Source organism: Arthrobacter sp. TJ-238 (assembly GCF_058269215.1).
In genome coordinates this window covers 101,260-113,695 of the sequence record NZ_JBZCNH010000004.1, presented here as the reverse complement: position 1 = coordinate 113,695, position 12,436 = coordinate 101,260, and the positions used below count along the sequence as shown (strand labels likewise).

Here is a 12,436-nt window from a genome sequence, read left to right as displayed (position 1 = left end):
CACCGGTGCTCCGGCGGTTGCTCGAGCGTACTGTTACAGGCGCGCCTTCGCGGCGAGCCCGGCGCGCGGGTCGGCGTCCTTCGTGGCGTCGCGGAACGTTTCCACCGCGGCTTCGGCCTCCTTGGACAGGTTCTGCGGGACGACGACGTCGACGATCACGAGCAGGTCGCCCGTGCCCTTGGACGTCTTCACACCCCGGCCCTTGAGCCGAAGGGTTCGGCCCGACGGCGTGCCGGCGGGCACCTTCATCTTCACCAGTTCGCCCGTGAGCGTCGGAACCTCGATCTGGGCGCCGAGCGCCGCCTCGGGGAAGCTGACGGGCACGTGCACACGGATGTTGTCGCCGTCGCGTTTGAACAGCGGGTGGTCCTTCACCGAGACGGTGACCATGAGGTCTCCCGGACCGGCCTGGCCCGGCTGCCCCTTGCCCTTCACGCGGACCTTCTGCCCGTCCCGGATGCCCGCGGGGATGCGCACGTCGATCTGCTCTCCCGAGGGTTCGCGCAGGCCGATGGTGGTGCCGTTGATCGATCCGGCGAAGGAGATGGTCGTGCTGGCCGTCCGGTCGGCGCCCTTCTGCGGACGCGTGGACTGGAAGCCGCCGGGGAAGCCGTTGCCGCCCACACCGCCGCCGAACAGGTCGGCGAACTCGGGGGGCAGGTTGCTGTTCGAGAAGCCGGTGCGCTGGCGTGTGCCCGTGCCGGCGCCCTGGCCGAAGAGGTTCCCGAAGATGTCCTCGAAGCCCGCGCTGCCGCCGGCTCCGCCACCGGCGCCGCCGGCCGAGAACCGTGCTCCACCGCCCATCGCACGGATGGCGTCGTACTGCTGGCGCTGTTCGTCGTCGGACAGCACCGAGTAGGCCTCCGAGACGTCCTTGAACGTCTTCTCCGACGCGGCATCACCCTGGTTCTGGTCGGGGTGGTACTTGCGGGCGAGTTTCCGGTAGGCCTTCTTGATGTCGGTGTCGGAAGCGTCCTTGGAGACACCGAGGATCTTGTAGAAATCCTTGTCGACCCAATCCTGACTAGCCAATGGGCGTCTCCTTTCGTCGTTCTTTCGATAGAGAGGTGCGTAAGCGGCGGAAGCCGGGGCAGTCCCCGAGGAAGGCGGCTTCAATATTCCAAGGGCCGCCAGGCCCGCAGGAATTTCGTTGCCGCCGTTCGGGGACTGTCCCGGCGCTCATGGTGCTGACTACTCCGGAACCGCCACGATGACCTGCGCGGCCCGGAGGACGCGCTCGCCCTTGCGGTAGCCCACGCGGAGGATCTGGCTGACACTGTCGGCCTGGACGTCCGCACTCGGCTGCTGCATGAGCGCTTCGTGGATGTTCGGGTCGAAGGCGACGCCGACCTCGTCGATGCGGGTGAGCTCGTACGTCCTGAGGGCGTTCTCGAGCTTGCCCGCGATGGCCGCGAAGGGCCCCTCGGCGAGATCGCCGTGCTGGCGTGCGGCGTCGATGTCGTCGAGGACGGGCATCAGCGTGTTGATGACGCCGATGACCGCCTGATCGCGGGCGACATCGCGGTCGCGCTCCACGCGGCGCCGGTAGTTGACGTACTCGGCCTGGAGGCGGAGCAGGTCGTTGCGCAGTTCAGCGACGACGTCCACCGCCGGGTTGTCCCCCTCGGCGCCGGCCTCGTTCAGGATCGCCTCGGCCTGGGCCAGGGCGTCCCCCTCGGAGGCGTCACCGGCAGGTGCGGCCTGCTCTCCGGCCGTGGATTCCTCCGCGGCCGGAGCGCCGGCGTCGTTCTGCTGCCCACGGACTTCGCCGGTCTCAGGGTCGATCTTCCGGTTGTCGCGGAAGCTCACCGGCTCTGACGCGTGCTCTTCTTCGTTTCCGTGGTGCGGCATGGCTACTTCTTCTCGTTGATGTCGTCGTCGACCACTTCGGCGTCGACGATGTCCTCGTCGGCACCTGCGGCGGCAGGCTGGTCGTCGGCGGGCGCGCTGCCTGCGGCGCCCGCGTCCTGCTGGGCGGAGGCGTAGATCGCTTCGCCGAGCCTGGACTGGGAGGCCTGCAGCTTCTCGAAGGCCGTCTTCACCTCGGCGTCGTTGTCCTGCGACTCGAGCGCCTTCTTCAGGGCGTCGACGTCGGCCTGGACCTCGGTCCGGACGTCCTCGGGCAGCTTGTCCGAGTTGTCGGCGATGAGCTTGTCCACCGAGTAGGCGAGCTGCTCGGCACCGTTGCGCGTATCGGCGGCCTCGCGACGCTGCTTGTCCTCCGCCGCGTGCTCCTCGGCCTCGCGCACCATGCGGTCGATGTCCTCCTTGGAGAGGGACGATCCACCGGTGATGGTCATCGACTGCTCCGTGCCCGTGCCCTTGTCCTTGGCGGACACGTGCACGATGCCGTTGGCGTCGATGTCGAAGGTGACCTCGACCTGCGGGACGCCGCGCGGAGCCGGCGCGATGCCGGTCAGCTCGAAGGTGCCCAGCGGCTTGTTGTCACGGGTGAACTCGCGCTCACCCTGGAAGACCTGGATGGCCACGGACGGCTGGTTGTCGTCCGCGGTGGTGAAGGTCTCGCTGCGCTTGGTCGGGATGGCCGTGTTGCGCTCGATGAGCTTGGTCATCATGCCGCCCTTGGTCTCGATCCCGAGGGACAGCGGCGTGACGTCGATGAGCAGCACGTCCTTGCGCTCACCCTTCAGCACACCGGCCTGCAGTGCGGCGCCGACCGCCACGACCTCGTCCGGGTTGACGCCCTTGTTGGGCTCCTTGCCGCCGGCGAGTTCCCTGACGAGTTCGACGACAGCGGGCATGCGCGTGGAACCGCCGACCAGGACGATGTGGTCGATGTCGCTGACCTTGATTCCGGCCTCGGCGATGACGTCCTGGAACGGCTTCTTGGTACGGTCCAGGAGGTCCTTCGTGAGGTCCTGGAACTTGGCACGGGACAGGTGCTCGTCCAGGTGGACGGGGCCGTCCGCGGTGACCGAGAGGTACTGGAGCGAGATGTTGGTGGACGTCGCCGAGGACAGTTCCTTCTTGGCCTGCTCCGCGGCTTCCTTCAGGCGCTGCAGGGCGATCTTGTCCTTCGAGAGGTCCGCACCCTTGGCCTTGGCCTGCGAGAGCAGGTAGTCGACCACGCGCTGGTCCCAGTCGTCGCCGCCGAGGCGGTTGTCACCGGAGGTGGAGCGGACCTGGATGGTGGAGAACGCATCCTCGTCCTTGCCCACCTCGAGCAGGGAGACGTCGAACGTTCCGCCACCGAGGTCGAACACGAGGATGAGCTCGTCCTCCTTGCCCTTGTCGAGGCCGTAGGCGAGGGCCGCCGCAGTGGGCTCGTTGACGATGCGCAGCACCTTCAGGCCTGCGATCTCGCCGGCCTCCTTGGTGGCCTGGCGCTCGGCGTCGTTGAAGTAGGCGGGCACCGTGATGACGGCGTCGGTGACCTTCTCGCCGAGGTAGCTCTCCGCGTCGGTCTTCAGCTTCTGGAGGATGCGCGCGGAGATCTCCTGCGGCGTGTACTTCTTGCCGTCGATGCCGACGTTCCAGTCGGTGCCCATGTGGCGCTTGACCGAGGCGATGGTGCGGTCGATGTTGTTGACGGCCTGGCGCTTGGCGATCTCGCCGACCAGGACCTCACCGGACTTGGAGAAAGCGACGATCGACGGCGTGGTGCGTGCGCCCTCGGCGTTCGCGATGACGGTGGGCTCGCCGCCTTCGAGGACCGAGACGACCGAGTTGGTGGTTCCGAGGTCAATACCTACTGCACGTGACATGCAATTTCCTTTCGACTGCCCGGGATTTGCGAGGCGCTCATCCGCCGGGCGCGTGGATTGAGCGTTCTGCACTCAAGTATAGTCGCGCCGCGTCGAGGAGCAAAATGAAGTTGAGTCCCCTTGACTCAACCCCTGCTCCTCAGGTAGCGGGGACGGCAGTGATGAGGCCCTCCCGGAAGGCGTCGACGAAGAGGGCGTGATCCTGCCGCACAGTCTCCGCGTAGGCCTCGCCGAACCCCACGATGTCCTCGATGAACCCGTCACGGGAGTTCCCGACGGCGGCGAGGATGGCGGTCTCCGTGCGGAACGGCACGAGGTCGTGGTCGCTGTCCTCGTCCGTGGAGCAGTGGATCTTCGCCGTGGCCTGGCCGAGGGCCTCGAGCACGGGGGCCATCTGCTCAGGCTCGGTGAGGTCCTCCCAGGAGAGATCGCGCTTGTACGGGGAGAGCTCCGACACCACGTAGGAGACGCCGCGGATCGAGGTGTAGCCGAGGAACGGGTCGGTGTGGGTCTGCAGCGAGCGCTGGCTGACGACGGCGCGGTGTCCGTCGTCGTCGAAGAAGCCACGGACGCGTTCGTCCTCCACGATGCGGCTGGGTGCGGCGATGTTCGACTGCTTGAGGGTGAGGATGATGTCGTTCTCCTGCGCCTCGTCGAAGCCCTCGATGAGCACGTTGTACGTGGGCAGCCCTGCGCTGCCGATCCCGAAGCCCTTCTTCCCGACGATCCCCTTGACCCGGTAGAAGACGCGGCGGCGGGAGCGCTCGCCGTCGGGGATCGTGCCGAGGTAGCGCCCGAAGGCGTCGGACACCTCCGCGTACTCGTCCTCGTCGAGGGGTCGGATGGAGCCGTCGTCGCGGAACCGGCGCTCGTAGTCCTCGATCTGCGTCAGGGAGTCGAGCAGGCGCGTCCGCCGTGCGGCGCGGGCCTGCTGCAGCACGCGGTGGATGGCGCCGTCCGTGTTGTCGAGGCCGAAGGCGAAGGCCGACTGCTCGTCCTCCACGTAGTCCCCGACCCGCCCGAGGTAGGCCTCGAGGTACGTGCGCGCCAGCTCGCGGACCGCCTGTGACGGCAGGGCCTTCTGCCAGCACAGCAGGGTCAGCGAGGCGACGAACCGGCGCAGGTCCCAGGAGAAGTGGCCCACGTACGCCTCGTCGAAATCGTTGACGTCGAACGTGAGCCGGCCCTGGTTGCTCATGTAGGTACCGAAGTTCTCGGCGTGCAGGTCGCCGTGGATCCACACCCGGCTCGTGCGCTCGTCCGCCCAGTCGTCCTCGAGCTCGGCCATGTCGGTGTAGAACAGGGACGCACTGCCGCGGTAGAAGGCGTAGGGATCCGCAGCCATCTTCCGGAATCGTGCACGGAAGGCGAGGGGGTCGGCGACCATCAGGTCCTGATGTGCCTCGACGAGGGTCCGGACGATGTGCTGCTGACGGGAATCGGTGGCTGCCATCCGCCCACGGTACGCCTTCCCTCTGGACAGCTCCGGGCACCCCGACCGCCTCAGCGCAGGGCCGGGACCGGATGCAGCGGTGCCGCGACGGAGGCCCGGCGTGCCTTCAGGAAGCCGTCCACCACGTCCCAGGCCGCGATCAGCACCGTCACGGCCGTGACGATGGCGGTGACGGTCCAGCCGCCGCCGGTCGCAACCGCCGGACCCCAGCCGACGGCGTCGACGAAGTCCGGGTTGAGCAGTCGCCCTTCGGACCACAGGAGGATCGCCGGGACCGCGAAGGCGAGATTGAGAAGGACGTTCACGACGGCCGCGCGCCAGGACCAGCCCCGCAGGTACAGCCAGACGGCGAACCCGGCCTCGAGGACGATCAGCGCCAGGAACCACGGGAGCCAGAAGGACCACAGGCCGGGGTCGAGCAGCGGGATCGCGCTGCCGTCGTCCGCACGGGCGACGGACCGGACCTGCTGCCACAGGATCGCCCCGGCGAAGAGCGCGAGGAAGACGAGGGAGGCGACGAGCTCGGCCAGGCGCCCGTCGCGCGTGCGGTCCGGCAGCTCGGGAAGGCGCTCGACCGTCCATTCCATGCCGGTGTCGGCGGCACCGCTGCGTTCGAGGACCACGAAGAGCAGTGTGGTCCAGAAACCGATGTGCACGGTCGTGCTGATCGCCGTCGACACCGCGCTGCCGATCGCTCCCCCGATGCTGCCCGAGGTGAGGAGCTGCACCACCAGCACTGCGACGGCGGTGATGGGGACCACGATGGCGACGAGCGTCTTGAGGAGCCGCAGCCAGTCGAGGTAGTAGCGCGGTCCGATGAGCGTGAGGGGCCGATCCACGTAGTCCGCCGCGAGACGCTCCGGGTCCCCCAGCTGGACCAGTGCCGAGCGCTCCGCGGCGGCAGGGTCCTCGCCGGAGGCGAGGCGGGCGTCGACGGCGTCGCCGATCATCTCCCTGATCTCGGGGTCGAGGCCGGAGCGCTGGGACTCCGGGACGGTCCGCATGGCGGCCCACACATAGCGATCGGTCAGCGTGGTCATGGCACTTCCCCTTCGGCGAGGCGATGGAGCGAGGTCGTCAGCCGATCCCAGTCGGCCGTGAGGGTGGTGGCGAGGTCGTCGCCGGCCGGGCTCGTCCGGTAGAACTTCCGCGGACGGGACTCGGCAGTGTTCCACTCACTCGTCAGCAGGCCCTGCTTCTCGAGGCGCCGCAGGAGGGGGTAGAGCGTGTTCGCGTCGACCTGGATGCCCAGGCCGTCGAGCGCTTCGAGGAGCGCGTACCCGTAGTCGGGGGTGCGCAGCCGGGTGAGGCATGCGAGGACGACCGTCCCGCGCCGCAGTTCCTGCAGGTGTCCGGCAATCAGCTCGTCGTTGTTTGCCATGCGTGAAACTATAGTGTGCGACACACACTATAGCAACGGGCACAACGGTGTAGCGGGCTGCGATGAGATCGGCCCGCCCGCAGCGTCTACCCGTCGTCGCATCGAACCAGGAGGCAGCCATGGACCCCCGGACCACAACGCCGACCGGCGGATCTCCCCCGCCGGCGCGGGCCATCCCCCGCGAGGAACTGGCCCTTCCGGGCAGCAGGACGCGCCGCTTCGACGGCGGGCCCTTCGGCTCCGCCATCTCCTACTTCTCGGTGGACAATGACCCGGGCGACACCGTGGCCCTCCATCGCCACCCGTACACCGAGACGTGGCTGGTTCTCGACGGGAACGTGCGCTTCACCGTCGGCACCGCGGTTCTCGAGGGGACGGCGGGTGACACCGTCGTGGCGCCGGCCCGCGTCTGGCACGGCTTCACGAACGACGGCGACGGCCCGCTGCGGATGATGTGCATCCACGCCTCACCCCGCATCATCCAGGAGTGGAAGGACGACGGCGAGCCCGCCTAACCGCGAATCCGCCGCCACGACCGGGGCGCCGGGTGACATACTGTCCGGCATGGACCTCGAGGAATGGTGGAACGGCGTCACGCAGCAGACGCGGGACTGGCTGATGGCCCACAACGGTGAGGCACTGAGTCCCGAGGTGGCGGCGGACATCAGCAGGGCGGGCGGCCTCGTGGCGACCGAGTCCTGGTGGATGGGTGGGCGCGGGCCCGACGGCGTGTTCCTCTCGGACGCGGCGACGGACTGGATCGAAGAACGCGCCAATGCCGAGGAGTAGCCGCCCGCCGACGCGATCTGCAGGGGTAGCAGGGCCTCCTCCAGTTCCGCGGAGCCGCACCCTGGCTGCGGTGTGCCGGTCCTGTGCCGGGGCTGGGCCTCAAGGTGCGCGGTCCTCCGTCGTCCCGGGTGCCGGGGCCGTCGCCGCCTGCTCGGACAGGTCCTTGAAGTAACGGGCGACGGGCCAGCGCTCGAACCCGGCCGCCTCGTACGCCTGGCGTGCCGGCCGGTGGCCCGGATCGTCGCCGGTCTCGACGAGGGCCATCCGCATCCCGGCCTCCCGCCCCCGGTCGAAGGAATGGCCCATGAGGGCCCTGGCCACACCCCGGCGCTGGAACTCCGGGTCCACGGCCAGCACGTAGATCTCGCTCATGCTGTCCTCGGGATGGAACCGCGTGCATACCCAGCCCACGGGCCGGCCCTCCTCGAAGGCCACGGCGACGTTCTGCGGTTCGCCGTCGAGCACTGCCGCCAGATCGCGCACCTGGCGTTCCCGCCATCCGTCCGGATAGAAGGACTCGTAGACGAACGGCGCCATCGCCTCGCGGAACAGCGGGAACACGGGCTCCCAGGCCCGGATCGAGAGCGCGAGCAGCGCCGCCCGGTGGGCCGGCTCGTACTGCACGATCTGCATGGAAGGACCGTAGCGCCCGCAGGCGTCCGGCGCAGCCTTCAGCGGGCTCGCTTCCCTGCAGCGGGGAGGTGCCCGGCACGGCACGGACCGCTGTATGCCCGCGTCACGGATGTGTCAGTCGGGGTTGCTAGTATCGTCGGGCGGGCAACCGCTCGTCGATAAGGGCAAACCCGGTGCGAGCCGGGGACGCAAAGCCACGGGACCCACGAGGTCAGCCGGGCCGCCGAAGAGAACAGGTCCACGAGTATGTCTCGGACAGTCCAATTCAATACAACTCCCGGATCGGCCGAAGGCGCTGTGCACGGGCCCACCTCCCCCGCCACGCGGAATCATCGTGGGACTCCCCGCTATGAGTAGCTCCGGACCCGGCGAGGTCCGGGCGGCCGTCGTCATCGAGGACGATCTGGACATCCGCAACCTGGTCTCCGCCATCCTCGCCCAGGGGGGCTTCCAGGTGACCGGCGCGGCCACCGGGCGTGAGGGCGTCGACATAGTGCGCCAGGAGCATCCGGTCGTGGTGACCCTCGACATCGGGCTGCCCGACATCGACGGGTACGAGGTCCTCCGGCGGATCCGCTCCACCACGGACTGCTACGTGATCGTCCTCAGCGGTCGCGGCGACGAGCTGGATATCCTGACCGCCCTCCAGGCCGGCGCCGACGACTACGTCCTGAAGCCCTTCCGCCCCCGGGAACTGCGGGCGCGCATCGACGCGATGCTCCGCAGGCCCCGCGCCGGCCAGATGGCACAGCATGCGTCCCCACCGTCCGCGCCGTCCGCGCCGTCCGGGACTGCCGCTGCGGCTCCCGTCCTCTCCGGGGACGAGAGCCAGGAATCGTCCGACACGCTCCTGCGGAACGGAGTCCTCGTGGTGGACGGCGACGCCCGCACCGCGAGTTGCGCCGGCGTCGAACTGCCACTGACGAAGACGGAGTTCAACCTCCTGCACGAGCTGATGCGGAGCAACGGCGCGGTCCGGACCAAGGAGGAGCTCGTGCGGGTCTCGCGCGGTCGCGACTACCGCGGTTACAACTTCGTGAGCCGGACGGACGAACGGGCCATCGAGGTGCACATCGCCAACCTCCGCCAGAAACTGGCGCGGACGAAGGGTGACCCGGACCTGATCGTGACGGTCCGAGGTGTCGGCTTCCGGATCGTGCCGCGGAGCGCAACCTCGCGCTGAATCGGCATCAGGGGTGTCCGGAGGGCTCCTGAAGCGTCCGGACGGTGTCGTCGGCGCAGCCGCGCAGCAGGGTCAGGGTGCGCCTGGCGCCCCCCAGGTCGCCGGTCGTGATCAGCCGGAGGGTTGCGCGCCCGGCCTGGCCGAGGCGCAGTGCGCCCACCATCGCCGCGGAGGTCGTCACGCTGAGCACGGCATCCTCGGCTCCCGCCGCGTCCCCCTCGGCGAGCCGGAGGTCCAGCCTGTCGATCTTCCCTGGCAGATCGACGCAGAAATCCCGCGCGAACTGCCGAACGGTCGCCGCGTCGGAGAAGTCCCGCCGCATGTCCCGGAGGACCGCCGGGTCCAGGAGTTGCGCTGCCTTCCCGGGCGCGACCGGGACCGTGACGGCCTCGACCCCGAGGGGTGCAGGGCCGTGGTCCTGGTGCTGGCCAGGGGAGGGCGGGGTGGAATGGATGGGCACGCTTCAAGGGTAGTAACGGTCCGCCCACCCGGAGGAGTCCCTCGATGTTATTGCGCAAAGCTTGCGGAAGGATGACATCTCGTGGTCGGGACAGCCCTGACCGGCCGCGGTCGCGGCCGATCAGCCTTGTGCGCCGGAGCTGCTGAGGGGCAGGAGAGGTCCTCCCCGAGCGGCCTCTCTAGGCCTTCAGCTCGTCCTTCAGCTCGACCTTCAGTACCGCCGCCGTCCGCCACCCGGCACTGTAGTCGGCGTGTCCGGCCCACGGAAGCGCCAGCAGTCCGAGGACCTCCGCACGCTGCTGGGCGTCGAGTTCGGCGACCGCGTACCGGAGGAGCTCCCGCTTGGCCCGGCATTCCGCGAGGACCCGCTGGGGGTCGAACCAGCCGCCGACGCCCCACACTTCCTCGGGCAGGCTTCCCCTGCGGGCCGCCTTCTCGTCCTCGGAGATACGTGCGTCAAGAAAGGCGGCGATGTCGTTCATAGGTAGAGAGTAGCGACCTTCAGCCCTTATAGGACCCCGCGCCACGGGCTCGTCGGGCAGGTCGAGATTCCATGACTACCCGGGGCCGCGACGCGGGCAACGCTCGTCGTCTCGGTCACGAGCTCGGTGAGGTCGACGTCGGACACCTCACCGTGGGTCACCGCGGGGACGGCACCTTCCCCAGTGCCGATGGCCACCAGATCCTCGGGCCGATGTCGTAGGCGAGCGCCGGGATGAGCAGCGAGCGCACCAGTAGGGTATCCAGCAGCACGCCGAATGCCACGATGAACGCGATCTGCGCGAGGAACAGGATCGGGATCACGCCCAGCGCGGCGAAGGTCGCCGCCAGCACCACGCCGGCCGAGGTGATGACGCCGCCGGTCACGCCGAGTCCGCGGAGGATGCCGGGGCGCGTGCCGATGCGGAGGGACTCCTCCCGGACCCGGGTCATCAGGAAGATGTTGTAGTCCACCCCCAGGGCCACGAGGAACACGAAGCCGAACAGCGGCACCGACGCGTCCGCCCCCTCGAACCCGAAGATGTTGTTGAACACCAGCGCCGAGACGCCGAGGGCCGTCGCGTAGGAGAGCGCCACGCTGGCCACGAGGAGCACGGGCGCGAGCACCGAGCGGAGCAGGACGATCAGGACCACGAGGATGACGGCCAGGACGATCGGGATGATCTTGACGAGGTCGGCGAGTGCGGTGTCGTTCGTGTCGATCGCCACCGCCGTGACCCCGCCGACCAGCGCCTCTCCTCCGCCGGTGTCGTCGAGCGCCGTGCGCAGTTCACGCACCACGTCCTCGGCCTGCTCCGAGTCGGCCTGGTAGCCGAGCGTGCCGCTGATGAGGACCCGCCCGTCCTCGACGACGGCGGCGCCGCCCGGGTCCGTGGTCAGGGCTGCGTCGGAGATGCCCTCCTGCGCCCTGACGACGTCGAGCACCGCCTGCTGGTCCGCCTCGGGCGCGACGACGTAGACCGGACTTCCGGAGCCCGCGTCGAAGTGGCGGCCGAGCGCCTCCTGGCCGTCGACGGCGTTGGAGGGCGTGAGGATCACGGCGGACTGGGGGACGCCGCTCGCCTGCAGTTGGGCCAGCCCGAGGGCGCCGGCAACCAGGATCAGCAGGGACGCTGTCCACAGCACCCGCGGGCGGCGGGCCACGAGCAGCGCCACCCCCCGCCAGAGGCCCCTGAGCCCTTCCAGTCCTGTCTCCGGCCCGGCGCCGGTCTGCGCCGCGTGCTTGCCGTGATGCGGGGCGACGACGGCGGCCGCCGCCGGGTTGAAGCGCGGGACCAGGGGCCAGAAGGCCGCCCTGCCCAGGAGGAGCAGGAGCGCGGGGAGGAGCGTGAGCGCTGCAGCGAGCGAGAAGGCGATGCCGATGGCGGCGATGGGTCCGAGGCTCCGGTTCGAGTTGAGATCCGAGAAGAGCAGGCACAGGAGGCCGAGGATCACGGTGGCGCCGGAGGCGAGGATCGGCTCGAACGAACCGCGGAAAGCCACACGCATGGCCTCCCACTTCGTCTCGTTCCCGACGAGCGCCTCCCGGAATCGGGCGACGAGCAGCAGCGCGTAGTCCGTGGCCGCGCCGATCACGAGGATCGAGAGGATTCCCTGGCTCTGGCCGCTGAGCTGGATCAGATCGAGCTTCGCGAGACCGAAGATCAGCAGGATCGACGTCGCCAGGGCGAACACCGAGGTCAGCAGGACGAGGAACGGCAGCACGATGGACCGGTAGACGGCGAGGAGGATGACGAACACGGCGCCGAGCGCGACGGCGAGCAGGATGCCGTCGATCCCGCCGAAAGCCTCCACGAGGTCGTTGGTGAGCCCTGCGGGGCCGGTCACGTAGCCGGTGACGCCGTCGGGCAGTTCGTCGTCGAGGATGGTGCGCAGTTCGCCCACCACCTCGGCGAGTTCGGCGTCGGAGGAGACGAACGCGACGTACTGGACCGCGAGACCGTCCTCGGACGGGATGGGCCCGACGACCGGCGGAGCACCCTCGGCCGCCGGCTCGAGCCCCCCGACCTCCCCGAGCGTGGCGGCGAGATCCTCGTAGGGCCCGAGGTCCCGCGGGTCGATCGCGGTCTCCGATTCGGCCACGATGATCGCCGGGACGGCATCGGAGTCACTGAACCGCTGCTGCAGCTCGCCCGCCTCCGTGGACTCGGCGCTGGCGGGCAGGAAGGACGCCTGGTCGTTGCTCGAGACCTCCTCGAGCCGCCCGAACGTAGGACCACCGACCGCCGCCCCGATCAGCCAGATCAGCACCACGACCGCGGGCAACAGCACCCTCAACCATCTGTTCTTCATGGAGTTCCCTACCCACTCGT

At 69.2% G+C, this 12,436-nt stretch carries 13 protein-coding genes and 1 riboswitch; of the genes, 3 read left to right on the top strand and 10 right to left on the bottom strand.

The window, feature by feature from the left end; all coding sequences use genetic code 11:
* Positions 1-33: 33 nt before the first annotated feature.
* The 6 genes from AC4D2O_RS09430 to AC4D2O_RS09405 all read right to left on the bottom strand — a co-directional run bounded on the left by AC4D2O_RS09430 (position 34) and on the right by AC4D2O_RS09405 (position 6,559).
* Positions 34-1,032: a DnaJ C-terminal domain-containing protein gene (locus AC4D2O_RS09430; RefSeq protein WP_490906666.1), complete on the bottom strand. Its 999-nt coding sequence runs from the start codon at positions 1,030-1,032 to the stop codon at positions 34-36.
* Positions 1,033-1,191: 159 nt separating this feature from the next.
* Positions 1,192-1,851, bottom strand: a complete 660-nt coding sequence (locus AC4D2O_RS09425; RefSeq protein WP_490906665.1) for a nucleotide exchange factor GrpE — start codon at positions 1,849-1,851, stop codon at positions 1,192-1,194.
* 2 nt (positions 1,852-1,853) lie between these two features.
* Positions 1,854-3,725 (bottom strand): molecular chaperone DnaK, encoded by a 1,872-nt coding sequence (gene dnaK, locus AC4D2O_RS09420; protein ID WP_490906664.1) that lies wholly within the window; start codon positions 3,723-3,725, stop codon positions 1,854-1,856.
* 139 nt (positions 3,726-3,864) lie between these two features.
* Positions 3,865-5,178 (bottom strand): DUF2252 domain-containing protein, encoded by a 1,314-nt coding sequence (locus AC4D2O_RS09415; RefSeq protein WP_490906663.1) that lies wholly within the window; start codon positions 5,176-5,178, stop codon positions 3,865-3,867.
* A gap of 50 nt (positions 5,179-5,228) precedes the next feature.
* Entirely contained in the window at positions 5,229-6,218 is a 990-nt protein-coding gene (locus AC4D2O_RS09410; protein WP_490906662.1) for a permease prefix domain 1-containing protein, read from the bottom strand.
* The gene (locus tag AC4D2O_RS09405) at positions 6,215-6,559 is read right to left on the bottom strand and encodes a PadR family transcriptional regulator (RefSeq protein WP_490906660.1); all 345 of its coding nucleotides are present in this window, start codon (positions 6,557-6,559) and stop codon (positions 6,215-6,217) included. The genes AC4D2O_RS09410 and AC4D2O_RS09405 overlap by 4 nt, the downstream gene beginning before the upstream one ends.
* 119 nt (positions 6,560-6,678) lie before the next feature.
* Here AC4D2O_RS09405 and AC4D2O_RS09400 point away from each other — a divergent pair, with 119 nt between their 5' ends.
* Together AC4D2O_RS09400 and AC4D2O_RS09395 are read left to right on the top strand one after the other, a co-directional pair.
* The gene (locus tag AC4D2O_RS09400; protein WP_490906659.1) at positions 6,679-7,074 is read left to right on the top strand and encodes a cupin domain-containing protein; all 396 of its coding nucleotides are present in this window, start codon (positions 6,679-6,681) and stop codon (positions 7,072-7,074) included.
* Positions 7,075-7,123: 49 nt separating this feature from the next.
* Positions 7,124-7,348 carry a hypothetical protein gene (locus tag AC4D2O_RS09395; protein WP_490906658.1) on the top strand — a complete coding sequence of 75 codons (225 nt, stop codon included), beginning with the start codon at positions 7,124-7,126 and terminating at the stop codon, positions 7,346-7,348.
* A 99-nt stretch (positions 7,349-7,447) separates the two neighbouring features.
* Here the strand turns inward: AC4D2O_RS09395 and AC4D2O_RS09390 are convergent, their stop codons facing one another.
* Positions 7,448-7,981 carry a GNAT family N-acetyltransferase gene (locus AC4D2O_RS09390; protein WP_490906657.1) on the bottom strand — a complete coding sequence of 178 codons (534 nt, stop codon included), beginning with the start codon at positions 7,979-7,981 and terminating at the stop codon, positions 7,448-7,450.
* Between the two features lie 153 nt (positions 7,982-8,134).
* Positions 8,135-8,209: riboswitch (cyclic di-GMP riboswitch) on the top strand.
* A 121-nt stretch (positions 8,210-8,330) separates the two neighbouring features.
* On the opposite strand from AC4D2O_RS09390, the gene AC4D2O_RS09385 reads away from it, so the two are divergent.
* Entirely contained in the window at positions 8,331-9,164 is an 834-nt protein-coding gene (locus AC4D2O_RS09385; protein WP_490906656.1) for a response regulator transcription factor, read from the top strand.
* A gap of 7 nt (positions 9,165-9,171) precedes the next feature.
* Here the strand turns inward: AC4D2O_RS09385 and AC4D2O_RS09380 are convergent, their stop codons facing one another.
* The 3 genes from AC4D2O_RS09380 to AC4D2O_RS09370 all read right to left on the bottom strand — a co-directional run bounded on the left by AC4D2O_RS09380 (position 9,172) and on the right by AC4D2O_RS09370 (position 12,416).
* Positions 9,172-9,624 (bottom strand): Hpt domain-containing protein, encoded by a 453-nt coding sequence (locus tag AC4D2O_RS09380; protein WP_490906654.1) that lies wholly within the window; start codon positions 9,622-9,624, stop codon positions 9,172-9,174.
* A gap of 178 nt (positions 9,625-9,802) precedes the next feature.
* Positions 9,803-10,105, bottom strand: coding sequence for a DUF6221 family protein (locus AC4D2O_RS09375; protein ID WP_490906653.1), 303 nt, complete (start codon positions 10,103-10,105; stop codon positions 9,803-9,805).
* A gap of 157 nt (positions 10,106-10,262) precedes the next feature.
* Positions 10,263-12,416, bottom strand: coding sequence for an MMPL family transporter (locus tag AC4D2O_RS09370; protein ID WP_490906652.1), 2,154 nt, complete (start codon positions 12,414-12,416; stop codon positions 10,263-10,265).
* Positions 12,417-12,436 lie beyond the last annotated feature (20 nt).

Bases quoted from the DNA above. Each gene is read 5' to 3' on its own strand.
- AC4D2O_RS09405 (WP_490906660.1), bottom strand. From the start codon at position 6,559: ATGGCAAACAACGACGAGCTGATTGCCGGACACCTGCAGGAACTGCGG.
- AC4D2O_RS09400 (WP_490906659.1), top strand. From the start codon at position 6,679: ATGGACCCCCGGACCACAACGCCGACCGGCGGATCTCCCCCGCCGGCG.
- AC4D2O_RS09370 (WP_490906652.1), bottom strand. From the start codon at position 12,416: ATGAAGAACAGATGGTTGAGGGTGCTGTTGCCCGCGGTCGTGGTGCTG.
- AC4D2O_RS09375 (WP_490906653.1), bottom strand. From the start codon at position 10,105: ATGAACGACATCGCCGCCTTTCTTGACGCACGTATCTCCGAGGACGAG.
- AC4D2O_RS09390 (WP_490906657.1), bottom strand. From the start codon at position 7,981: ATGCAGATCGTGCAGTACGAGCCGGCCCACCGGGCGGCGCTGCTCGCG.
- AC4D2O_RS09385 (WP_490906656.1), top strand. From the start codon at position 8,331: ATGAGTAGCTCCGGACCCGGCGAGGTCCGGGCGGCCGTCGTCATCGAG.
- AC4D2O_RS09410 (WP_490906662.1), bottom strand. From the start codon at position 6,218: ATGACCACGCTGACCGATCGCTATGTGTGGGCCGCCATGCGGACCGTC.
- AC4D2O_RS09395 (WP_490906658.1), top strand. From the start codon at position 7,124: ATGGACCTCGAGGAATGGTGGAACGGCGTCACGCAGCAGACGCGGGAC.
- dnaK (WP_490906664.1), bottom strand. From the start codon at position 3,725: ATGTCACGTGCAGTAGGTATTGACCTCGGAACCACCAACTCGGTCGTC.
- AC4D2O_RS09425 (WP_490906665.1), bottom strand. From the start codon at position 1,851: ATGCCGCACCACGGAAACGAAGAAGAGCACGCGTCAGAGCCGGTGAGC.
- AC4D2O_RS09415 (WP_490906663.1), bottom strand. From the start codon at position 5,178: ATGGCAGCCACCGATTCCCGTCAGCAGCACATCGTCCGGACCCTCGTC.